Below are 22,972 nucleotides of genomic sequence, written 5' to 3' on the forward strand. Positions count from 1 at the left end.
CTGCACATTGTGTGGGGCTTTTGCGTTAAAAGATGAACATATCTTCGGTGTAGTCGCTCGCGATCATTTCATAAGAACAATCGCGAATGATAATTGTTTCATCGGCAACGTGAATCATCACCTTGCCAGCTTTGTCTGTTTCAAATTCCAGTTCTGAAAACACAACATTGAACCCCGACAGATCAACTTTGTCTTTTTGGGGATCAAAGAACTTTATTACATCCGTTTCGTAATCTTCGTGAAAGATAAAAATATCTGGCTGGTCGGTGCCATTGATCCGCGATTTGCCCGATTGATCTAAAAGAATATTGGACGCCCGCGTCGCCGCACCAGTGTTAAAGATGAAACTCGTTTCATCAATCGAAAGAAAGTCATAACTCTGTCCATTTGGATCAGGTTCAAGCGTGAGCATGGTTCGCTCACCACGAATGGTAATGATGAAATTATTGCCGCTTCGATGTGCGATGTTCACTTCTTGCCAGGTGACGTTAAACGCGGACAAATCAATCAGATCATTGGCAAGATCAAATCGTCGAACATAATCCCGCAAGCCATCGCGATGCATGGTGAAAATATCATCCCCAATGTCGCCCCGTAACGTGTCGCGCCCGTTAGTGTCCAACAACACACCACCAGAGGGGCTGGCTGCTATGGCAATTATTAATCCTTTCGCGGTTTTTCCAAGTTAAATCAACTTATGGCCGACGAAGTGTTAACGCCGCCAACCCCTTGCATTTCGCGTTATCTATGCTAGGCCATCCACACGAAATTAAGAGGGCAGCGGTATGCAAGGCTTGGACGAACTCAAAGCAAAATATCTGGGTGGAATTGCGGATGCGGGTGATGAATCCACATTAGAAGACTTGCGTCTTGCCGCGGTTGGTAAAAAGGGCGAAGTCGCGTTGAAAATGCGCGAACTTGGAAAAATGACACCTGAGGAACGCCAAACGGCGGGGCCGGCACTCAATGCCCTTAAGGACGAAATCAATTCTGCCATTGCCGCGAAAAAAGCCGCCTTTGCAGATGCGATTTTGAACGAGCGCCTGCAAACGGAATGGATTGATGTATCCCTTGCCGGGCGTCCACGCCGCGCAGGAAGCATTCATCCGATCAGCCAAGTAACCGAAGAAATCTATGCGATTTTTGGTAATCTTGGGTTCGACGTGGCAGATGGTCCACAGATCGAAACGGATTATTATAATTTCGATGCGCTCAACATCCCGCCCGAACATCCCGCACGCCAAGAACATGATACGTTTTACATACACCGCGCAGATAGCGACAATCGCCCACCACATGTTTTGCGCACCCAAACCAGTGCCGTTCAAATTCACCATATGGAAAAATATGGTGCACCTTGCCGTGTGATTTGCCCCGGTCGCGTTTATCGCGCCGATTACGACCAAACCCACACACCAATGTTTCACCAATTCGAAGGCCTGTGTTTGGACAAAGACATTTCAATGGCCAACCTGAAATGGACATTAGAGGAATTCTGCCGCACATTTTTCGAAGTGGATGAAATTGAGCTGCGTTTTCGCGCATCACATTTCCCATTCACCGAACCAAGTGCAGAGGTGGACATTCGTTGTTCATGGGACAATGGCCAGTTGAAAATTGGCCAAGGCGATGATTGGTTGGAAATCCTCGGCTCTGGCATGGTTCACCCCAAGGTTCTGGCCGCGGGTGGTGTTGACCCCAAAGAATACCAAGGCTTTGCCTTTGGCATCGGGATTGATCGTATTGCGATGCTGAAATACGGCATCCCCGATCTGCGCGCATTTTTCGATTCAGATTTACGCTGGCTGCGCCACTATGGCTTTGCCGCACTTGATATGCCCAATTTGCACGGGGGGATTTCACGATGAAATTCACACTCTCTTGGCTCAAAAGCCACCTCGACACGGATGCTTCCATTGATGACATCACATATGCACTGACCGACCTTGGGTTGGAAGTGGAAGATGTGGTCAATCCACTTGATACGCTTTCTGATTTCACAATCGGTTATGTGAAACACGCAGAAAAACACCCCGATGCGGACAAGCTGCGCGTTTGCAAGGTGGACACGGACGAGGGCGAATTACAGATTATTTGCGGTGCGCCAAATGCCCGCGAAGGCATCTATGTGGTTGTCGCCAAACCCGGTGTTTATGTACCGGGCATTGATACGACCATTGGTGTTGGCAAAATCCGTGGCATTGAATCATACGGCATGATGGCGTCCGAACGTGAAATGGAATTGTCGGACGAACATGACGGGATTATCGAATTGGCTGGCGAGCCTGCCGTTGGTTCGAAATTCGTTGATTATTTGGCGAAACATTCGCCTGAAAAAATTGATCCCGTGATTGAAATTGCGATCACCCCCAATCGCCCCGATGCGTTGGGCGTGCGTGGTATTGCACGCGATCTGGCTGCACGTGGTTTGGGAGTGTTGAAACAGCGCGATTTGGAAACACCAATCGCGGGTTCGTTTGAGTCCCCAATTAAGGTCAGCATTGATGGTGATACCACCGATGGCTGCCCAGTGTTTTATGGGCGTTTGATCAAAGGTGTGAAAAACGGGCCAAGCCCCGCTTGGCTGCAAGCCGCGCTTAAGGCGGTTGGATTGCGCCCGATTTCATTCCTTGTCGATGTGACAAACTTTTTCACATATGATCGCAATCGCCCGTTGCATGTTTTTGATGCGGATAAGGTTGCGGGAAATTTGCGCGTGCATCGTGCCAAGGGTGGCGAAAAAATCACCGCGCTGGATGACAAAGAATATATATTCGATGCGGGTATGATGGTGATTTCCGATGATAATGGCGTGGAAAGCATTGCGGGTGTTATGGGGGGCTTGGACACAAGCTGTACCAATGACACGGTGAATGTGTTTGTCGAAAGTGCATATTGGGATCGAACCGCGATTGCGATCACAGGACGCAAATTGAAAATCAATTCTGATGCGCGCTATCGGTTTGAACGCGGTGTTGATCCTGCGTTCACGCCTGTTGGTTTGGATCATGCGGTGCGCATGATTTTGGATCATGCAGGTGGCGAACCATCCGATTTAATCGTTGCCGGTGAAATCCCTGATACCAGCCGGAGCTATACCTTGGACACGGATCGTGTGAAATCATTGGTTGGTATGGAAATTGCCGCCGATGATCAGGTGAAATGTCTGACCGATCTTGGCTTCAAAGTTAAGGGCGATCAAGCATTCGTGCCAAGCTGGCGCCCCGATGTGACGGGTGAAGCGGATTTGGTTGAAGAGGTTGCACGCATTGCATCCTTAACCAAATTAGTGGGCAAACCATTGCCTCCGCGCGTCGAGGGCATTTCCAAACCTGTGGTTTCACCTATGCAAAAACGCGAAACAACCGCGCGTCGCATGATTGCATCCTTGGGTTACAATGAATGTGTGACCTATAGCTTTATCGATCAAAAATCCGCGGTACTGTTTGGTGGTGGGGATGATGCCGTGATGGTTGGAAATCCGATTTCCAGCGACATGAGCCATATGCGCCCAAGCCTGCTGCCTGGATTGTTACAAGCGGCCGCACGCAACCAAGCACGGGGAATCATGGATATGGCATTATTCGAGGTCGGCCCCGTTTTTCACGGTGGTGAACCCGGTGAACAAGAGGTTCTGGCAACAGGTTTGTTGATCGGACACACGGGCCCGCGTGATCCCCACGGCGCACGTCGCGCGGTGGATGCATATGATGCGAAGGCCGATGCCGAAGCCGTTTTAAACGCCATCGGTGCACCCGAAAAATTGATGGTGTTGCGCGGTGCGCGTGAATGGTGGCACCCTGGGCGTTCTGGTAAATTATCCCTTGGCCCCAAAAACGTGATGTGTGCGTTTGGTGAATTGCACCCCAAAGTCATGAGCGAAATGGGCGTCAAAGGCCCAGCAGTTGCATTTGCCGTTCATATCGCCAACCCGCCATTCCCAAAACAAAAATCAACCACGCGACCTGCGTTAAAAATTTCAGATCTTCAGTCAGTTGATCGGGATTTTGCGTTCGTTGTCGACACGGATGTCGAGGCGCTCACATTGTTGAACGCCGCCAAAGGTGCAGACAAAGCATTGATTGTTGATGCATCTGTTTTTGACGTGTTCAGCGGTGAAAAAGCGGAATCGCAAATGGGTGCGGGTAAGAAATCCATCGCGATTACGGTCAAGCTTCAACCAAAAGATGCCACACTGACTGACAAAGACATCGAGGCCGTATCCGCCAAAGTCATCGACAAAGTTGGCAAAGCAACGGGTGGTGTCCTGCGCGGATAAAAGCCGACCTGTTGAGTTAATTAAAAGTTGCCACAATATTGTACAAATTTGTAAGGTATTGTGGCGCAAGAAATTTTTAACCTAACGATGACCCGGAGTTCCCATATGTCGATATTTAAGAGCGATGATTTTGCAAATGATATTTCAAAAGCAAATAGCGAGTTTAGTGATAGCAAGATCTCCGATGAAAACAGCAATACCATTCCGGGGAATACGAGCACAAACGCAACTATATCTGTTGGTCAAAGTTTAACGGGGACATTGGAAACTCCATCTGATGTTGACTGGTATCGGTTGACGTTGGGCGAAGACGAAACTGTATTTATCGAATTGACGGGGTCGGGATCGAATCCCGTTCAAGATACATATTTGTATTTGTATAATTCTGCAGGTGTCGAAATTGCTCAAAATGACGATTATGACGGATTCTATTCTGGCTTAACCTATACTGCGGTGTCGTCTGGAACCTACTATGTTGGTGTTGAAAGCTATTCGAACCTTTATTCTGGTGGTTATCGGTTAGAGGTTGAAACGGCACTTCCAGCGACGTTGTTGGATTCAGTGCAAGGTGTAAATCCCATTGACGATAGCGGCGCGGTATATGTGTATTTCATGCCAGGCGGGCGTAGCGTTGATGGATATGTAACAACATCGCTCAACAGCTATGAACGCGCACAATTGTTTTCGGTTTATGAAGGCATTGAAGAATTCGCAGATATCGACTTTCGCATCACAACAATTGAATCACAGGCAGACTTGACCATCGGGTCAGCAAATCTTGGCAATGGTCTTTTTGGGTATTTTAATTTTCCCGACAGCAACGGTAATGGCAGCTATGGCATGTTGAACGACACACTTGGTGGGTGGAGCACATCATCTGGTGGCGGATTGGATCAGGGTGGTTTTGCTTACAGCGTTGCGGTGCATGAATTTGGCCACGGCCTAGGGTTGGGGCATACGCATGACACCGGAATCGGCACGGCGGTTATGCAGGGTGTTTCATCGTCCAGCTCATATGGTGATTATGATTTAAACCAAACTGTTTATACCGCGATGAGCTATAACGACGGCTGGCAAACTGGACCAGACGGAATGTCGCCAAACAATAATTATGGGTTTATCTCAACCTTTGCGCCAATCGATATTGCAGCACTTCAAAATATGTACGGTGTGAACACCAGCAACAACAACGGTGTGACCAGTTACACATTGGCAAATTCGAATAATGCAAGCACTGGGTATAGCGCAATTTGGGATACCGGTGGGCGCGACAACATTACCTATACTGGATCAAGTGATGCGGTGATTGATCTGCGCGCGGCAACCCTTGAATACGAAATTGGTGGCGGTGGCTTTATGTCATATGTCGATGGGGTTTACGGTGGATTTACCATCGCAAACGGTGTCGTCATTGAACAGGCGTTTGGTGGGCGCGGCGATGATCTGATTACAGGGAATGCGGCGAACAACTTGCTTGATGGCGGTGCTGGGAATGATGATTTGATCGGTGCCGATGGCAACGATGAACTGAATGGCAGCTCTGGGAATGATGAATTGATCGGCGGCGAAGGCAGCGACGAATTAAACGGTGGGTCAGGTAATGATACCGTTTACGGGGATGCTGGGCGAGATCGTATTTCCGGCAATTCTGGGAATGACTTTTTGTATGGTGGCGATGATCGTGACACGCTTCGCGGTGGATCAGGTTCCGATGATCTTTATGGTGGAGAAGGGAATAACCGTTTGTATGGTGGCGATGATAGCGACACATTCATATTCGCAGCATCAGATACAAACGGCAACTCAATCTTGGATTATGAAGATAACGTAGACACCATCGATTTCGGTGCGTTTGGCGTTAGTTTTTCAGATTTGGAATTTGTTGAATGGCGCAGTGATACTGGCGTGCGGATTAAGGTGAACGATGATTTCTTTATCAATGTCACCAATGTGGACATATCAGATTTCCGCGCCAATGATTTTGAATTTTAGGGTTTTTGATATCCAAATTGAAAAGGCCCGCAGTTTCGCGGGCCTTTGCATTTAAATAACTTCGACAGCTAGCGGTGGAAATCCGTTGAACCCAACGGACGAATAGCTGGATGTATATGCACCACAGTTGCGGATCATGATTTTATCGCCTGATTTCAAACCAAGCGGCAATTGCACAGGGCGCAATTCGTATAACACATCAGCGGAATCACATGATGGACCTGCAAGGATACAAGCACCTGTATCTTCGTGGTCGCGATCGGTGATGAATTGATAGCGGATTGCTTCGTCCATTGTTTCGGCAAGACCCGAAAATTTACCGATGTCGAGATATACCCAACGATGTGTGTCGTTGTTTGATTTTTTTGACACGAGCAAAACCTCGGCAGCGATCATGCCTGCCTCTGCGACCAAGCCACGACCGGGTTCGGCCATGATGCGTGGCACATTGCCAAAACGCGCGTGAACTAATTTCATGACACCAGCGGCATATGCAGTTGGGCCTTCGATTTCTTCGCCATAAAACGCGGGAAAACCGCCGCCGATGTTCAATAGGTCAAGTTTGAAACCAGCATCCTGTGCATCTAACCAGACTTGCGCGATTTGATCCAAAGTGACGGTCCACATTGCAGAACGGCGTGTTTGCGAACCTACGTGGAAGGAAAAACCAACAGGTTTCAATCCCAAATCACGGGCATAACCAAGCAATGACAATGCTTTGTCACGGGCGCATCCAAATTTGCGCGACAATGGCCAATCGGCCTCGGACGCATCGACGATCAGGCGAATGTATACTTCAGATTTTGGCGCGTGCGCGGCCAGTTTTTCCAACTCTTCTTCGGCATCGGCGGCGAATAATGTAATGCCAGCTTGATATGCAAATGCGATATCGGATGCGCGTTTGACAGTGTTGCCAAATGAAATATCTGATGGCTGTGCGCCAAGTGACAAACACAATTCAATTTCACCACGCGATGCGGCATCAAAATGCGAGCCCTGTGCGACCAATGTTTCAATGATTTCGCGTGTTGGGTTCGCTTTCACTGCATAGTGAATATTGGCGTTACCCAAGCCAGCCTTAAGTTGTTGGTAATGTTGCGCAACGATATCGGTGTCCAACACCAATGTCGGGCGATCGAATGTTGTGTTGCGGATGTAATTTTCAACGGCGCTGTATCGCATTGAAGTTGGCACGGGAAAAGCGCCGCGCGCGTCGGGTGTGTGTACGTTCATTGGTCATCTCCAAAAGACCCGGCCATATATGACCGCTCAGTTCCAAGGGAGACGTTACCGTCGCTACGTAAACACGGGCGGAGAACCCGCCGGCCAGAGGCGCGTGCGTTGGCGTCTGATGCGCGATGTAATCCAATTTCGAAACAATGCAAGAAAAAAATTATCGTTACAGAAAAAACTTCGTAATGCATTGTATTTTATAAATAAAGTTGTCGAATATTCACGGGCTGTTACGCACGAAAAGAATCGATATTTCGATGTGGACCACTCAATTCAATGCAAAATTCTGTGTGATCAGATCTCGCTGGTAAGTAAATCGTTTTTGTTTTTGGTTGATTTTGTTTGGAAAATCGATTGGTTGGTGTATTTCTGCGGTCGGAATACTTGAAATATTACTTTTACTTTACCAAATAACCGTCAAGCGCAGGAACATCTGTGCAAGCATAATAAAGGGGAACACTCATGCTTAAAGAATTTAAAGACTTTATTGCCAAAGGTAACGTCATGGACATGGCCGTTGGTATTATCATTGGTGCAGCATTCACAGCGATTGTTGGATCATTGGTATCTGATTTGATTAACCCAATTATCAGCCTGTTTATGGGGGGTATCGATTTCTCTAGCATGTACGCATTGCTGGGCGAAGGTGAATACGCATCTATGGCAGCAGCCGAAGAAGCGGGTGCGGCAGTATTCGCATACGGTCGTTTCATCATGGCAATCATCAACTTCTTGATCATCGCGTTTGTTGTTTTCATGCTTGTAAAAGCTGTGAACAAAACGAAAAAAGCAGAAGAGCCAGCAGAAGAAGCACCAGCAGGCCCAACAGACAACGAATTGTTGGCTGATATCTTGGCTGCGTTGAAAAAATAATCCAACCTATTTGGATCGAAAGCCCGTCATTTTGGCGGGCTTTTTTTATGGGTTGTGCGTAAATGTCGAATAGAGCGTTTGGCGTTTCGTGGTTAGGTTTCCCATATGAAAAATGCAAAAACTCCATACTCATTTCAACAAGTGGCAGAGATTAGCCATGATGGCCCATTCACAGTGATGGATGCCCATTGTTCATTATGCGCCAAAGGAGCCGCGTGGATTGCACGAAATGATCACGTAGGCGCATTTCGGATCATTCCGATTCAGTCCGAATTGGGTAAAAGTTTATTAGGCCACTATGGGCTGGATCCCGACGATCCAAGCAGTTGGTTGTTTGTGGAAAACGGATTGGCCTATCATTCTCTGGATGCGTTAATACGCGTTGGCCGACGGCTCGGAGGTGTTTGGAATATGCTTGTTCTTTTGCGCGTTTTGCCCAAGTCATTGCAAAATGGTTTATATAATTTTGTCGCACGCAATCGATATCGATTTTTTGGTCGGGCAGATTTGTGCAATATGCCCGACCCCGCCGTCAAAAAACGGCTATTGTTAGACGCTTAGATTTTCAATGCATCTTGTGGCGTGATGGTATCAATGCCAAGTGCGGTGCCAACGGCCGCGTAGGTCAATTTTCCGGCATGTGTATTCAACCCCGCCATTAGGTGTGGATTGTCTGAACAGGCCTGTTTCCAACCCTTGTTTGCAAGCTGTAACATGAATGGCATGGTCGCATTGCCAAGGCCAATTGTGGATGTTCGTGCAACTGCTCCTGGCATATTGGCTACACAGTAATGAACGATACCATCTACTTCGTAGATTGGATCATCATGTGTGGTGGCTTTGGATGTTTCAAAACAACCACCTTGGTCGATTGCAACATCCACCAATACGGCACCGGGTTTCATACCCGCCAATTCAGCGCGTGAAATCAATTTTGGCGCGGCAGCACCGGGAACAAGCACAGCACCAACAACCATGTCTGCCGTGGCGATCAAATCTAATGTGTTGGATTTGGATGCGAAACAGGTTTTGAATGTGCCACCGAACACATCGTCAAGGTAACGCATGCGATCAAGAGACATATCCAAAACGGTGACATCCGCGCCCATACCAGCGGCAACGCGCGCCGCGTGGGTGCCAACATTGCCCCCGCCAATCACCACAACCTTTGCAGGGTTTACCCCCGGTATGCCGCCAATCAAAACACCGCGTCCGCCATTTGCCTTTTGCAACGCCCAGCTGCCGACTTGGGGGGCGAGCTTTCCTGCGACTTCGGACATTGGTGCGAGCAATGGCAAACCGCCGTTGCGATCCGTGACGGTTTCATATGCGATTGCGGTCACGCCAGATTCCAACAAATCTTTGGTTTGTTCTGGGTCGGGGGCAAGGTGAAGATAGGTGAACAACACCTGACCCTTACGCAGTTGTTTGCGTTCAACGGCTTGGGGTTCTTTGACCTTAACCACCATTTCGGATTGTTCGAAAATATCGCTGGCCTTGGCCACGATTTTTGCGCCGACTGCTTCGTAATCAGCATCCGAAAACCCCGCGCCAACACCAGCGTTGGTTTCGATAAGAACATTATGCCCGTGATGCACGGCCTCAAACGCGGCACTTGGGGTGATGCCAACGCGATATTCTTGGTTTTTGATTTCCTTGGGACAGCCAATAATCATGTTTTCCTCCATTGATTGCATCAACATTGCATCCAAATTTACGGAGTTTCTTGCCTAAATGACGAAGGATTGGCATAAAGATAGTGGATAATTCGAATAATAATGAAAATATTGAAAGAATTGTAGTAAAAATGCAGATTGACGAAATCGATCGTAGAATATTGAACACTTTGCAACGTTTCGGGCGCATGTCCAATGCTGATCTTGCAGAAAAAATATCTCTGTCAGCATCCGCGTGTTACCGCCGTGTTCAATTGTTGGAAAAGGCTGGGATTATAAAGGATTACGTTGCATTGCTTGATGCACGTAAAATTAATCGTCGCACCACGGTTTTTGTTGAAATTACCCTGTCGGGCCAAACCGATGCAATTTTGGAAGAATTCGAACGCGGTGTTGCCCTGATCCCTGATGTTTTGGAATGCCACCTGATGGCGGGTGCGGCGGATTATTTGTTAAAGGTTGTCGCGCGCGATACGGATGATTTTGCCGCAATTCACCGCAGCAGACTGTCACGCCTGCCACATGTGGCACAGATGCAATCAAGTTTCGCGTTGCGTACGGTGTTCAAAACCACCGCTTTGCCAGTTTAACCAAATAAATATAGCGCCAGATAAAGCACGATAAACCCTGCCAATACCGCTGCGATCACGCTCTTACGCCAAATGCCAAATGCAAATGCGGCCAGTGCTGCCAGCATCCTTGGGGCATCCAACACGCCATCGGTTGCCGCTGGCCAAACCACCATCGGGGCAATCAAACCTGGCATGACGGCGACGGCGACAAAATTTAAATGCCGTAAGAACCACTTTGGCAATTCACGATCACCGATAATTCCCAAAAAGGAAAAGCGGATTAAAAATGTACCCAGCCCCAGACCGATGATGATGAACCAGATAGTGCCCTGAGTTAACGTCATGATGCGATCCTTTTCTTGAGCCACTGTTCGGTTTGTGCGCCAACGATCATGGCGATAATCGCGGCAAGGATCAGGCCGAGGCTGTAAGGGATGTTCACAAACAATAGGGCAAATATGATCGATGTAATCGCGGCCACAAAATGGGGCAGGCTGCGCATCATTGGGGCCGACAGTGCGATGAAACAAATGGGCACCGCAAAATCGAGTGCAAATTCAGCAGGTATTTGCGCGCCAACCAACGCACCGACCAGTGTGAACACATACCAAAACGGTGCAATGAAACAAAAGGTGCCTGTGAAATATCCTGCCTTTGCCGCGAGCGTCATGCCCGGATTTTCTTCGTATTTATTCAATGACATTGCAAACGTTTGATCGACCAGGAAATAAGAAAATATCGCGCGTGTTGTTAATGGTAATCGCCCGATATGGGGAACCAATGCGGCAGAATACATTGCCATGCGCAAATTCACCGCCAATGAGGTTAACAGCACAATGAAGGTTGGCGCATTTTCCGTCATCAGCGCGAGTGCTGTGAATTGAGAAGAACCGGCAATGACCAAGATGCTAAACGCCATGGTTTGCGAAATGTTTAAACCCGCTTCGGTCCCTACCGCGCCAAACAGTAATGCAAATGGTACGACAATTAATAAAAACGGAACCATATCGCGAAACCCCAACCAAAAGGCGGATTTGGGCGAAAGCGGTTTATCATTCATTGTTATGACCTTGGAAAAGAAGTTTTTGCGCATTACGCTGTTTTCTGGATAATCCATCAACAGCAAAGTCGCAATTGTCAAAAAAGTGATCAAAGACATGACGAACAGTGATACCCAATATATTGTCGCGCCAAATGTCGAAAACCCACGGTTAACCCGACGTGTCATTGGCCGTGATCAACACGGTGTAGAGCAAGAAATCTCTGTCGTCGAAGAACGCCCATTGACGATTTTCTTGAACGGAACTGAAATCGTTACGGCGATGACGATTGGGGATTATCCAGAATATTTGGCACTCGGATTTTTGCGAAACCAACGCATGCTGGCGGATGAAGAAACCGTGCAATCTGTCGATTTTGACGCGGAATTGGAAACCGTTGTCGTGCGCACAGATGGTCGCGCAAATTTTGAAGAAAAGTTACGAAAGAAAACGCGCACATCTGGCTGTGCGGTTGGCACCGTATTTGGCGACATGATGGAAGGGTTGGATGGGTTGCAACTGCCTGCTGTAACGCTGCGAACATCATGGCTTTATGCGCTGTCACGTGACATAAATTTGACGCCTAGTTTGTATCTGAATGCGGGTGCAATTCATGGAACTGTTTTGTGCCAACAAGACAAACCGCTGGTGTATATGGAAGACGTCGGACGCCATAACGCGGTGGACAAGGTCGCGGGTTGGATGCTGTCGAATAACGTGACTGGTGATGATAAAATTCTTTATACTACGGGGCGTTTAACATCAGAAATGGTGATAAAAACCGCGCTAATGGGGATACCTGTTTTGGTATCGCGATCTGGATTTACTGCATGGGGCGTTGAAATTGCAAATCAGGTTGGATTAACGTTGATCGGTCGGCTGCGCGGGCAACGGTTTGTATGTCTAAGTGGCGATACACGGGTCGAATATGACGCCGATTTATCAACTGTTCGCGATGATGTGGCAAAACAAAAAGGGCGCAAATAATGTTGGGCGTTATCCTTGCGGGGGGGCAATCAACACGCATGGGCGGGGGCGATAAATGTTTACGCATGCTTGGCGCGCGCACGTTGTTGGAACATGTAATTGAACGGCTTGAACCGCAAGTTGGGGGTATCGCGTTAAATGCAAATGGTGATGCGTCACGGTTTGCCGATTTTGGGTTGCCAGTGATTGCCGATAGCGTTGCCGATTTTGCGGGACCATTGGCGGGCGTGTTGGCAGGGTTGGATTGGGCGGCATCAATGGGTGCAAATCAAATCGCAACAGTTGCCGCCGATACACCGTTTTTCCCAACCGACTTTGTTCAACGCATGCGCGATGGTAAGGGCGAACATAAATTGGCAATGGCGATGGGTGGCGATGAAAACCCACGGTTTGCCCGCCATCCAACATTTGGAATTTGGCCGGTTGCATTGCGCCATGATCTACGTGATGCGCTAGCCAATGATGTGCGAAAGGTCGTGCAATGGACATCGCGCCATGACTGTGTTGGCGTTGTGTTTGACGTTTCAAATTTCGATCCATTCTTTAACGTCAATACGCCCGATGATATGGCGGCGGCAGAACGTATGTACCAGGAGCATTTCGCGTGAAAATATTCGGTGTGGTTGGGTGGAAAAACTCCGGCAAAACAGGTTTAGTTGAACGATTAGTCACGGAGATAACGGGGCGCGGCTATTCGGTTTCAACGGTAAAGCACGCTCATCACGATTTTGATGTTGATCAGCCTGGCCGTGATAGTTTCCGCCACCGTGCGGCGGGTGCACAACAGGTGATGCTCGCCTCCGCAAATCGATGGGCATTGATGACGGAACTTTGCAATATGCCCGAACCGAGATTGGATGATTTGCTCGCGAACATGGCACCCGTCGATTTGGTGCTGGTAGAAGGGTTTAAAACAGAGGCTCACGAAAAACTGGAATGTCATCGTGTCGTGAATGAAAAACAATTGTTGGCACAGACTGATCCCGCGATATGTTTGATTGCAAGCGATGGGGATCAAATTATGCTGGATAAAAAGACGCTGCATTTGGATGATACAATGGCGATTGCGGATTTTGTATTGATGCAAGTGGGGTTGAAATGACGCAACCGCCCAAGCTTTCTAACGATTGTTTCGCATTGCCCCGTGGTGTGGATTGGACACCTGTGGATGATGCGCTTGCAATGTTAAAGGGCGCGATGAAAACGGTTGTCGGTGTGGAAACCATCGATGTGAATATGTCCGGTGAACGCATATTGGCCAACGATATTACCGCACTGCAATCAAACCCACCCTTCGCAAATTCTGCCGTTGATGGTTATGGGTTTAGATTTGATAGCCTGCCAGTGGGCGAACAAATTTCCGTGCCTCTGATTGATGGTCGCGCGGCGGCGGGGCAGGCATTCCAGGGTGTTGTGCCAGCGTGCACCGCAATCCGTGTTTTAACGGGGGCGCGTTTGCCCGATGGCGTTGATACCGTTATTTTACAAGAAGACATACGCATCGAAAGCGACCATGTGCAGTTTGAATCTGGATTGAAACAAGGTGCGAATACTCGGCGCGCCGGCGAAGATGTCACCGCAGGGGAAATGTTGTTTCGCGCTCGCCACCGAATTCAACCCCAAGATATCGCAATCATGTCGGCGACGGGTGTGCAACATGTGGATGTGTTTAAAAAGCTGCGTGTCGGTGTTTTATCGACGGGTGATGAATTGGTCTCGGATGGAAATATCACAAAGACAGCACAAATTTTTGATGCCAACCGACCGATGTTATTAGATTTGTTGACGCGTTGGGGATACGCGGCGGTGGATTTAGGCCATGTTGGGGATAACTCAGATCAAATACGCAAGGCATTTGCCAAGGGTGCGGATATTGCTGATGCGATTATCACCACGGGTGGTGCATCCGCGGGTGACGAAGATCACGTATCAAACATCCTAACAACAGAGGCGACGCTGCATACGTGGCGTGTTGCCATAAAACCGGGGCGCCCGCTGGCCCTTGCGATGTGGAATGACACCCCGATATTTGGGTTTCCTGGCAACCCCGTTGCTGCGTTTGTTTGCAGCTTGGTTTTTGCCCGCCCCGCGCTGGGCGTGATGGCTGGTACGGGATGGAATGCGCCGCGCGGGTTCCAATTACCAGCCGCATTCAGTAAATCCAAAAAGGCCGGACGTCGCGAATTTTTGCGTGCACGATTAACCAATGACAACCACGTGGAAGTGTTCAAATCCGAAGGGTCGGGGCGTATTTCTGGGTTAAGCTGGGCAACTGGATTGGTTGAATTGCCAGATCACAAAATGGAGGTCTGTACAGGTGATTTGGTTACCTTTTATCCCTACAGCGCATTTGGGATCTAGGTGTTGGTAAATGTACCACTGACACGCCCAAGTAACATAAAACACATCGCTGATCGTGTTTCAGACATAGCAATCAATTCGCCATCTTCTGCATTTTTTTCAAATTCTTCGAACACGGTTACAAACTGCTGCATAAATACATGTGCGATTTCGCGAAAGTTTGGATCGTTTTTCAAACGCCCATTGGCCAGCGCCAGTGCCGATTCATCACGAATACCACCCAATGCCTCGACAGTTTTGCCGCGTTTTCCATTGGCGAATTGGCGCCATAAGTCGGGTTTTGCGCGGTCTGGTTTGAAATCATCCATGTAAATGCCGTCTTCGGATAAAAGGGTAAGCAAATCTTTGGCGCTGCTGATCAATGGGGCTGTTCGGTAATCTTCCAGTGCGCGGCGCAGTACACGAAAGCCTTCTCTGTCTTTTGCGTCATCGGGAAAATTCAACGCCTTGATAAACTCAGGGATTGAAATGGGTACACGCCCATCTTCGTTTGATAACGGCAACGGAAGATCGCCTTGGTTCAGATCATCCGCCGTTGGAATTTTGCGCGTATTTAATGCGGGTGTTTGGCGCGGCGGTGCGGGATGACCCGTTTCGCCCAGCGTTTTAGCGGCAATCGCAGACATGCGTGAATCGTTGCGACGTGTCAGATCAGCAATCTGGTCTAGTTGCTGGCGCACCTCAAAATCTTGGGTCAAGGATGGCGGCGTCCCTTGGCGCAGTGCGGCGTTGCGAATGTCTTGCATTTCGTTGCGCAGGGCATACGTTTCGTCGCGAATTTCTTTTGCGGCTGCGGCGATCAGCACCGCTGACCATATCACAACCAAGGGTAACACGATTCCGACCAATGAAATGAAGTCCATTCCATTTTGCAAAGGTGCAAAAATAAAAAATGCAATGACACCGAATACCCAAATCGCGCTGATGGCGGCGCCAATGCGAATGATTTTATTGTTCAGAATTGCTTCCACAGATGAATTCCGCTGCTAGATGAATTTGACCGCTAAAATTTCGTAGTCTTTCACGCCGCCTGGTGTTTTCACCTCGACGCTGTCGCCTTCTTCTTTGCCGATCAACGCACGTGCGATTGGCGAATTGATATTCAACAGATTGCGTTCGATATCCGCCTCGTGTTCGCCAACGATTTGATACGTTTTTTCCGCATCGGTGTCTTCGTCAACCAATGTGACGGTCGCACCAAATTTGATTGCACCAGATAATTTGGCAACGTCGATAATATCGGCACGGCTGATGATCGCTTCCAATTCTTTGATGCGCCCTTCGATGTGGCTTTGAAGTTCGCGTGCAGAATGGTATTCGGCATTTTCCGACAGATCACCATGTTCGCGTGCCTCGGCGATGGCGCGAATAACTGATGGGCGATCGACCGATTTTAGCTTTTTCAACTCGTCATCAGCGGATTTAAAGCCTGCTCTGGTCAGTGGAATTTTTTCCATTATCAAATGCCTTTTCTTCTTTTTGTCTTAATCGACACTATGCTTGCGGGCGCATGGGCGCAATAGCATGTTAAAATAGCCGTTAGAAAGGTAATAATCGGCCAAAATACGCCGCGTCTATCTTTCATATCAATTATTTCTCGGTTACGCTATTTGCAACAATAAAGCGAAGGGGTGCGCCCCACAGCCGGAGAGAAAAATATGAGCGAAAACATGCGCGAGTCTATGGAATATGATGTGGTTATCGTGGGCGCTGGCCCTGCTGGCCTGTCTGCTGCGATCCGATTGAAACAACTTGATGAAAATCTGGACGTTGTTGTTTTGGAAAAAGGGTCCGAAGTGGGGGCGCATATTTTATCAGGTGCTGTGCTTGATCCGTCTGGCATCAATAAACTGATCCCAGATTGGAAAGAAAAAGGCGCGCCGATCAACGTTGCGGTCAAAGAAGATAACTTTTTGATGTTGTCCGAAAAAGGCAGCACTAAGCTTCCTAATTTTGCGATGCCACCTTTGATGAACAATCACGGCAATTATATTGTTTCGATGGCGAATGTTTGCCGCTGGATGGCGGAACAGGCCGAGGCATTGGGCGTCGAAGTGTTCCCAGGCATGGCCTGTTCGGAATTGGTTTACGGTGAAAACGGTGAGCTAAAGGGCGTTGTTGCGGGTGAATTTGGCAAAAACCCAGATGGCACCGAGGGTTCGGGATACGAACCTGGCATGGAATTGCACGGCAAATATGTGTTCCTGTCCGAAGGTGTGCGTGGTTCGCTGTCCAAACAGGTGATTGCCAAATATGATCTTGCCAAAGATGCCGATGTCCCAAAGTTCGGTCTGGGGATGAAAGAGATTTGGGAAATCAAACCCGAAAACCATAACGAAGGCGAAGTAACGCATACGTTGGGTTGGCCGCTGGGCAACGAAGCGGGTGGTGGTTCGTTCCTTTATCACATCGATAATAACCAAGTGTACGTGGGTTATATAATTGATTTAAATTATAAAAATCCACATCTGTTTCCATATATGGAATTTCAGCGCTGGAAACATCACCCCGACATCGCCAAGGTGTTAGAGGGCGGCAAACGCGTGGCATATGGCGCACGCGCCGTAACCAAGGGCGGTTTCCAATCAATGCCAAAGGCAAGCTTTCCTGGTGGTGCATTGTTGGGCTGTTCCGTTGGTTTGGTGAATTTGCCACGGATCAAGGGCAATCATAACGCAATGTTGTCGGGCATGGCGGCGGCAGAGGCTGCGCATGAGGCATTAAAGGCTGGGCGTTCTGGTGATGAACTAACGGCATATGACACCGAATTGCGCGAAGGCGCGGTTGGCAAAGATTTGAAACCAGTGCGAAATGTTGCACCGATGAACGGCAAATTTGGCCCGAAAATCGGTATGATGCTGGGCGGATTTGATATGTGGTTTCAAACCATTTTCAAATTTAGCCTGTTTGGCACGGTAAAACACGGTAAAAACGATGCGGAGTCAACGGGTAAGGCCGCAGATTACGCACCGATCAATTATCCCAAGCCAGATGGCAAGCTCAGCTTTGATCGTCTCACAAACGTGAGTTTTTCTGCGACAAACCACGCCGAAGAACAGCCATGCCATTTGCAATTACGCGACCCTAACATCCCGATTGATGTCAATTTGCCCGAATTTGCAGAACCCGCACAACGGTACTGCCCCGCGGGCGTTTACGAGGTGTTGCGCGATGATGATGGTTCAAACCCACGTTTCCAAATTAATGCGCAAAACTGTGTGCATTGTAAAACCTGTGACATCAAAGACCCAAGCCAGAACATCACTTGGGTAACACCACAAGGTGGTGAAGGTCCAAATTATCCAAATATGTGATGCAAATGCGCCGATACTGAATTGTGATGTATCGGCGCATTACTGCGAATTGCCTTTGGTATCTGGTACGGCTAGCATGTATGCTTGAACGGATATAAGGCAGGTTTCAATGGCGCTCAAAAAGACAATTCACGCAGGCTTACTCGGTTGCTTTTTGGCATGCCCAACTCAGGTGTTTTCTGATGGGCTGGCGGGCGCCTATCTATCCGGAAATCTGGCCAATGCACAAAATGATTATGCGGCGGCGGCGCGATATTTTTCTCAAGCGTTGATTGATGATCCAGACAATGTTTACCTGATGCAAAGCGCGTTATTGGCGATGGTTGCCAAAGGTGACGTTGGCGATGCTGCTGTTCTGGCCGAAAAAATTGCCGAGCTTGGCGAAAATTCACACCTTTCTGATTTGGTGTTGTTGGCCGACAGTATCAAACGTTCTGATTTTAATGCGGCTGCGCGTTTGTTGTCGCGTGAAGATCACGATTTCACAGAATTATTGTCTGGTTTGATGTCAGGCTGGGTTGAACTTGGTCTTGGGAAAATGGCATCTGCGTCGGATGTTTTTGATGCACTTCAGGAACCAGAGGTCGTGCGATTATTTGGCCAATATCACAAGGCATTGGCGCTGGCCGTCGTCGGTGATTTTGGTGGTGCTGATAAGTTACTAGAAGGCGATGAACGCGGTAATTTGCGCCTTAATCGCGGTAGTTTGATCGCACATGCACAAATATTAAGCCAACTTGATCGCAACCCAGAAGCGGTCGAAATGCTGAACGACAGTTTGAATGGGACAATTGATTTGCAACTGACGCAATTGCGCGACCAGCTCCAAAATAACGAACCTGTAGAATATAATTTCATTACGAGTGCCCAAGAAGGCGCTGCAGAGGTGTTCTTTACCCTTGCCAGCGCGTTGAATGATGATGACAATGAATATTCCAGCCTGCTTTACACACGCTTGGCTCAATATTTGCGCCCACAAAACACGGGCGCGATATTGCTTGCTGCGGAAATTTTGCGAGACCAAGGTCAGTTCGAGCTGGCGACAGAAATTTATTCCGAAGTGGAAGCCAGCGATCCGTTGTTTTTGGATGCGGAACTAGGGCGTGCGGATACGTTACTGGACGCGGACAAACCCGAAGCGGCGATCGAAGTTTTGCGAAACCTTAGCCGCAGCCACAGCGACATCCCGCGAGTTTTCATGTCGCTTGGTGATGCCCTGCGCAGCACGAGTGATTTTGCGCAATCGCGCAAAGCATATGAAAAAGCGCTCGCAATGATTCCGAACCCACAGCGCAACCACTGGTTTTTGCTCTATGCGATGGGAATTTGTTCGGAACAGTTGAAAGATTGGGATCGCGCGGAACGTGAATTTAGGCAGGCTCTTGAGCTTTCACCTGGGCAACCGTTGGTGCTCAATTATTTGGGTTATTCGTTGGTGGAACAACGCATGAAGCTCGACGAAGCATTGGCGATGATCAAAGAAGCGGTCGCTGCACGACCAGATAGTGGTTTCATCACCGACAGTTTGGGATGGGTTTTGTATCGTCTTGAAAAATATGAAGAAGCGGTTGAACCAATGGAACTCGCTATTGAACTTATTCCTGATGATCCAGTGATTAACGATCATTTGGGGGATGTTTATTGGAAGGTAGATCGTAAACGCGAGGCCGAATTTCAATGGAAACGCGCACTGTCATTTGACCCCGAACCAGAAGACGCAACGCGTATTCGCCGCAAGCTCGAAGTTGGGCTAGATGTGGTATTAGAATCTGAAGATGCGCAAAAGGCGACTACTGGAAATGGAAATTAAGGCCCGCGCAAAGGTAAATTTATGTTTGCATGTGGTTGGTCAACGCGAAGACGGGTATCACCTGTTAGACAGCTTGGTGGTCTTTGCTGATATTGGCGATGATATCTCTGTGGAGCCAGACAATAAGTTTTTGCTGGAAATCGATGGGCCGTTCGCTGCGGGGCTTTCGAATGGTTCCGACAATTTGGTGCTACGTGCTGCCAAGATGTACGAAAACACATGTAACGGTGCTGCAATTCGTTTGACCAAGACCCTCCCGATTTCGTCGGGCATTGGCGGTGGATCTGCGGATGCGGCGGCGGTTTTACGCGCGATCAGTGACATGTCTGGCGCTCCAATTCCTGCAGATAACGGTTTGTCGCTGGGAGCAGATGTTCCCGTTTGCTTGATGGGCAGTGCCTGTCGTATGCGTGGGATTGGGGGTGAATTAACGCCGTTACATAATATCCCAACGCTTAATGCGGTTTTGGTGAACCCAAATGTTTCGGTATCAACGCCCGAAATTTTTCGCGCATTGGATTGCAAAACAAACCCAAATATCGGTGACTTTGACGGTACAAATTTTTTGGAAGAACTCAAAAATACACGCAACGATTTGCAAAAAACTGCAATTCAAATTGAACCTATTATCGCGGATTGTTTGGCCAGCCTTATGCAGTCTGATGCAAATTTTGTGCGGATGTCGGGATCTGGGGCCACATGCTTTGGTCTGTTCGATTCGGCATCAAACGCAAGCCATGCCGCCAAAATTATCAAAAAAGACCATCCCGAATGGTGGGTCGCACCCTGTGTTTTAAACGGCGCGTGACACGACAAAATCTGCCAAATCAAGCAAGATTTCTTTTAATTCACTGTCGGGAATTTCTGATAATGCAGATTTTGCCTGGTTGGCATATGCGATTGCTTGATCTTTGGTGTCATCTAAACAATTGTATTTGTCGAGCAACGTAAGTGCAGTTTCCAAGTCACCTTCGTCTTGCTTGCCTTTTTCGATCACACGTTCCCAGTATTGTTTTTCATCGGGCGTCGCGTTTGCCACGGCTTTGATCACAGGCAATGTAAGTTTGCGTTCGCGAAAGTCATCGCCGATGTTTTTACCCAAACTAGCCGCAACACCGCTGTAATCCAAAAGATCATCAACAATTTGAAAGCTGATGCCCAAAGCGTCGCCGTAATTATAGAGCGCGGCGATATGACTTTCAGGTGCCGATGCGATCACACCGCCGACCTGTGTAGCCGCGGAAAACAATGCCGCGGTTTTACCACGGATCACTTTGAAATATGTGTCTTCGTTGGTTTTTAGGTTCTGTGCAGCTGTAAGTTGCAAAACTTCACCCTCTGCGATGGTTGCAGACGCGTTTGCCAGAATATCCAACACACGCAAGTTTCCAGTTTCAACCATCAATTGGAATGAGCGTGAAAACAGATAGTCGCCCACCAATACGGATGATTGATTGTCCCACAACAAATTAGCGGTCGGGCGGCCACGACGTTGGGCACTTTCATCAACGACATCATCATGGAGCAAAGTCGCAGTGTGAATGAATTCAACCGTTGCCGCCAGATGGATGTGATATGGGCCGTCATATCCACAGAGTTTCGCCGCCGCCAATGTTAACAACGGGCGCAAACGTTTTCCGCCAGCTTCGACCAAATGCTTTGTTACCTCTGGGATACGCGGCGCATTTTTTGACGCCATTCGCGCTGTAATCAATTGATTAACAGCATTCATTTCATCGTTTAGCAATGACATTAAGCGATCTTGAGGTTTGCTCACGGCGGTAATTCCTAGGCTAATTGTAATTCGGATCTCGACATTGCATCGAAACACCCGTTAAGCCAAGGATATGAAAGAATTGCTTCGTACAACAGACCCAACGTTGGTTCCCTTTGTCACAGCCTTGCTTATGGCAGAGGATATAGAGTGCTTTGATCTGGACGTCCATATGAGCATTCTGGAAGGGTCGATTGGCGTGATGCCGCGACGCATCATGGTGGCCGATCGTCATTTGTTTCGTGCGCGCGCCATTTTACGTGACAACGATGTTGAATATTCGCAAAGTTGAGCGAAATGAAAACCACAACTGACAAATTTTTAGATGGCCGTATTGCCGCCAAACAGCCGATCAATGGGTATCGCGCGGCAACTGATCCAGTATTGTTGGCAGCAAGTGTTGATATTTCGCTGGGACGTCGTGTGTTGGATGTTGGCTGTGGTGTTGGGGTCGCGAGCCTGTGTTTGGCGGCGCGATTGCCCGATGTGGAAATATCTGGACTAGAGATTCAGGATCTATACGCAAGGTTGGCGTCACAAAATGCCAGCGCAAACAATGTGAATTTGGCTGTGCATCACGGTGATCTAAACGCGCTACCAATCGCGTTGAAAGATCAGGTGTTTGACCAAGTCATAACCAACCCACCGTTTCACCGAAATAAATCAGTGTCACAGAATGCTGGCAAAGCCTTGGCCGATCACGAAACGCTGGGTTTGTCAAAATGGATCGCGTTATCGCTACGCCGCGTTCGTCCACATGGGTATTTTACGATTATCCATATGGCAGAGGTTTTGCCCGATATTTTACAAGCGTTGGATAACTGTGGTGATATCCGCATCCTACCTTTTGCACCGCGGCGCGGGCAAATGGCGAACCGCGTTTTGGTTCGTGCGCGAAAATTGAGTAAAACTCCCGCACGATTATTGCCACCATTCATTATGCATCGGGGTAAAGCACATGACGTGGACGGCGACAGTTATACCAAACAAGCCAAAAAAATCTTGCGCGACGCCGCGCCGCTTCAAATTTAACATTTTGTTTAGGCCTGCATGTGCAAAAT

Annotated in this window: 23 protein-coding genes; 15 read left to right on the forward strand and 8 right to left on the reverse strand. The window is 48.5% G+C overall.

What is annotated here, in order from left to right:
- Positions 1-25 precede the first annotated feature (25 nt).
- Positions 26-622, reverse strand: a complete 597-nt coding sequence (locus tag IE094_RS11405; protein ID WP_229802285.1) for a hypothetical protein — start codon at positions 620-622, stop codon at positions 26-28.
- 172 nt (positions 623-794) lie between these two features.
- Here IE094_RS11405 and pheS point away from each other — a divergent pair, with 172 nt between their 5' ends.
- The 3 genes from pheS to IE094_RS11420 all read left to right on the forward strand — a co-directional run bounded on the left by pheS (position 795) and on the right by IE094_RS11420 (position 6,271).
- On the forward strand, positions 795-1,868 hold the full coding sequence (pheS, locus tag IE094_RS11410) for a phenylalanine--tRNA ligase subunit alpha (RefSeq protein ID WP_189640915.1): 1,074 nt from the start codon (positions 795-797) through the stop codon (positions 1,866-1,868).
- Entirely contained in the window at positions 1,865-4,279 is a 2,415-nt protein-coding gene (pheT, locus tag IE094_RS11415; protein ID WP_189640832.1) for a phenylalanine--tRNA ligase subunit beta, read from the forward strand. Before pheS ends, pheT begins: the two co-directional genes overlap by 4 nt.
- A gap of 105 nt (positions 4,280-4,384) precedes the next feature.
- Positions 4,385-6,271, forward strand: coding sequence for a M10 family metallopeptidase C-terminal domain-containing protein (locus IE094_RS11420; protein ID WP_189640833.1), 1,887 nt, complete (start codon positions 4,385-4,387; stop codon positions 6,269-6,271).
- A gap of 51 nt (positions 6,272-6,322) precedes the next feature.
- Here IE094_RS11420 and IE094_RS11425 read toward each other — a convergent pair whose 3' ends face one another.
- Positions 6,323-7,504 carry a type III PLP-dependent enzyme gene (locus tag IE094_RS11425; RefSeq protein WP_189640834.1) on the reverse strand — a complete coding sequence of 394 codons (1,182 nt, stop codon included), beginning with the start codon at positions 7,502-7,504 and terminating at the stop codon, positions 6,323-6,325.
- A 462-nt stretch (positions 7,505-7,966) separates the two neighbouring features.
- On the opposite strand from IE094_RS11425, the gene mscL reads away from it, so the two are divergent.
- Complete coding sequence (gene mscL, locus IE094_RS11430; protein ID WP_189640835.1) at positions 7,967-8,377, forward strand: large conductance mechanosensitive channel protein MscL; 411 nt, start codon at positions 7,967-7,969, stop codon at positions 8,375-8,377.
- Between the two features lie 105 nt (positions 8,378-8,482).
- The gene (locus tag IE094_RS11435) at positions 8,483-8,938 is read left to right on the forward strand and encodes a thiol-disulfide oxidoreductase DCC family protein (RefSeq protein ID WP_189640836.1); all 456 of its coding nucleotides are present in this window, start codon (positions 8,483-8,485) and stop codon (positions 8,936-8,938) included.
- On the opposite strand, the gene ald is transcribed toward IE094_RS11435, so the two are convergent.
- Positions 8,935-10,053 carry an alanine dehydrogenase gene (ald, locus tag IE094_RS11440; RefSeq protein ID WP_189640837.1) on the reverse strand — a complete coding sequence of 373 codons (1,119 nt, stop codon included), beginning with the start codon at positions 10,051-10,053 and terminating at the stop codon, positions 8,935-8,937. The genes IE094_RS11435 and ald overlap by 4 nt on opposite strands.
- A 131-nt stretch (positions 10,054-10,184) precedes the next feature.
- Here ald and IE094_RS11445 point away from each other — a divergent pair, with 131 nt between their 5' ends.
- Positions 10,185-10,643: an Lrp/AsnC family transcriptional regulator gene (locus IE094_RS11445; RefSeq protein WP_189640838.1), complete on the forward strand. Its 459-nt coding sequence runs from the start codon at positions 10,185-10,187 to the stop codon at positions 10,641-10,643.
- On the opposite strand, the gene IE094_RS11450 is transcribed toward IE094_RS11445, so the two are convergent.
- Complete coding sequence (locus tag IE094_RS11450) at positions 10,640-10,969, reverse strand: AzlD domain-containing protein (protein WP_189640839.1); 330 nt, start codon at positions 10,967-10,969, stop codon at positions 10,640-10,642. The genes IE094_RS11445 and IE094_RS11450 overlap by 4 nt on opposite strands.
- Positions 10,966-11,685, reverse strand: coding sequence for an AzlC family ABC transporter permease (locus IE094_RS11455; RefSeq protein WP_189640840.1), 720 nt, complete (start codon positions 11,683-11,685; stop codon positions 10,966-10,968). The genes IE094_RS11450 and IE094_RS11455 overlap by 4 nt, the downstream gene beginning before the upstream one ends.
- Positions 11,686-11,782: 97 nt before the next feature.
- Between IE094_RS11455 and IE094_RS11460 the strand changes: the two genes are divergently transcribed.
- The 4 genes from IE094_RS11460 to IE094_RS11475 are packed head-to-tail and all read left to right on the forward strand — an operon-like array spanning position 11,783 to position 15,013.
- Positions 11,783-12,652, forward strand: a complete 870-nt coding sequence (locus IE094_RS11460; protein ID WP_189640841.1) for a formate dehydrogenase accessory sulfurtransferase FdhD — start codon at positions 11,783-11,785, stop codon at positions 12,650-12,652.
- The gene (gene mobA, locus IE094_RS11465) at positions 12,652-13,260 is read left to right on the forward strand and encodes a molybdenum cofactor guanylyltransferase MobA (RefSeq protein WP_189640842.1); all 609 of its coding nucleotides are present in this window, start codon (positions 12,652-12,654) and stop codon (positions 13,258-13,260) included. The genes IE094_RS11460 and mobA overlap by 1 nt, the downstream gene beginning before the upstream one ends.
- Positions 13,257-13,754 (forward strand): molybdopterin-guanine dinucleotide biosynthesis protein B, encoded by a 498-nt coding sequence (gene mobB, locus IE094_RS11470; RefSeq protein WP_189640843.1) that lies wholly within the window; start codon positions 13,257-13,259, stop codon positions 13,752-13,754. The genes mobA and mobB overlap by 4 nt, the downstream gene beginning before the upstream one ends.
- Positions 13,751-15,013 carry a molybdopterin-binding protein gene (locus tag IE094_RS11475; protein ID WP_189640844.1) on the forward strand — a complete coding sequence of 421 codons (1,263 nt, stop codon included), beginning with the start codon at positions 13,751-13,753 and terminating at the stop codon, positions 15,011-15,013. The genes mobB and IE094_RS11475 overlap by 4 nt, the downstream gene beginning before the upstream one ends.
- Here IE094_RS11475 and IE094_RS11480 read toward each other — a convergent pair.
- The gene (locus IE094_RS11480) at positions 15,010-15,984 is read right to left on the reverse strand and encodes a hypothetical protein (RefSeq protein WP_189640845.1); all 975 of its coding nucleotides are present in this window, start codon (positions 15,982-15,984) and stop codon (positions 15,010-15,012) included. The genes IE094_RS11475 and IE094_RS11480 overlap by 4 nt on opposite strands.
- A gap of 15 nt (positions 15,985-15,999) precedes the next feature.
- Positions 16,000-16,470 (reverse strand): transcription elongation factor GreA, encoded by a 471-nt coding sequence (greA, locus tag IE094_RS11485; protein ID WP_189640846.1) that lies wholly within the window; start codon positions 16,468-16,470, stop codon positions 16,000-16,002.
- A gap of 201 nt (positions 16,471-16,671) precedes the next feature.
- On the opposite strand from greA, the gene IE094_RS11490 reads away from it, so the two are divergent.
- The 3 genes from IE094_RS11490 (at position 16,672) to IE094_RS11500 (ending at position 20,945) form a co-directional block, all read left to right on the forward strand.
- A complete protein-coding gene (locus IE094_RS11490; protein ID WP_189640847.1) occupies positions 16,672-18,327 on the forward strand; it encodes an electron transfer flavoprotein-ubiquinone oxidoreductase in 1,656 nt (551 codons plus the stop codon).
- Between the two features lie 109 nt (positions 18,328-18,436).
- Positions 18,437-20,137, forward strand: coding sequence for a tetratricopeptide repeat protein (locus IE094_RS11495; protein WP_189640848.1), 1,701 nt, complete (start codon positions 18,437-18,439; stop codon positions 20,135-20,137).
- Positions 20,127-20,945, forward strand: coding sequence for a 4-(cytidine 5'-diphospho)-2-C-methyl-D-erythritol kinase (locus tag IE094_RS11500; RefSeq protein WP_229802287.1), 819 nt, complete (start codon positions 20,127-20,129; stop codon positions 20,943-20,945). The genes IE094_RS11495 and IE094_RS11500 overlap by 11 nt, the downstream gene beginning before the upstream one ends.
- Here the strand turns inward: IE094_RS11500 and IE094_RS11505 are convergent.
- Positions 20,931-21,890: a polyprenyl synthetase family protein gene (locus IE094_RS11505; RefSeq protein WP_189640916.1), complete on the reverse strand. Its 960-nt coding sequence runs from the start codon at positions 21,888-21,890 to the stop codon at positions 20,931-20,933. The two genes, IE094_RS11500 and IE094_RS11505, sit on opposite strands and share 15 nt — an antisense overlap.
- Before the next feature lie 94 nt (positions 21,891-21,984).
- On the opposite strand from IE094_RS11505, the gene IE094_RS11510 reads away from it, so the two are divergent.
- Together IE094_RS11510 and IE094_RS11515 are read left to right on the forward strand one after the other, a co-directional pair.
- The gene (locus IE094_RS11510) at positions 21,985-22,203 is read left to right on the forward strand and encodes a putative signal transducing protein (RefSeq protein ID WP_189640850.1); all 219 of its coding nucleotides are present in this window, start codon (positions 21,985-21,987) and stop codon (positions 22,201-22,203) included.
- 5 nt (positions 22,204-22,208) lie between these two features.
- Entirely contained in the window at positions 22,209-22,943 is a 735-nt protein-coding gene (locus tag IE094_RS11515; protein ID WP_189640851.1) for a tRNA1(Val) (adenine(37)-N6)-methyltransferase, read from the forward strand.
- The last annotated feature ends 29 nt before the right edge of the window (positions 22,944-22,972 follow it).

This window comes from Paramylibacter ulvae, from assembly GCF_014652655.1.
In the GTDB taxonomy this organism is placed as follows: domain Bacteria; phylum Pseudomonadota; class Alphaproteobacteria; order Rhodobacterales; family Rhodobacteraceae; genus Amylibacter; species Amylibacter ulvae.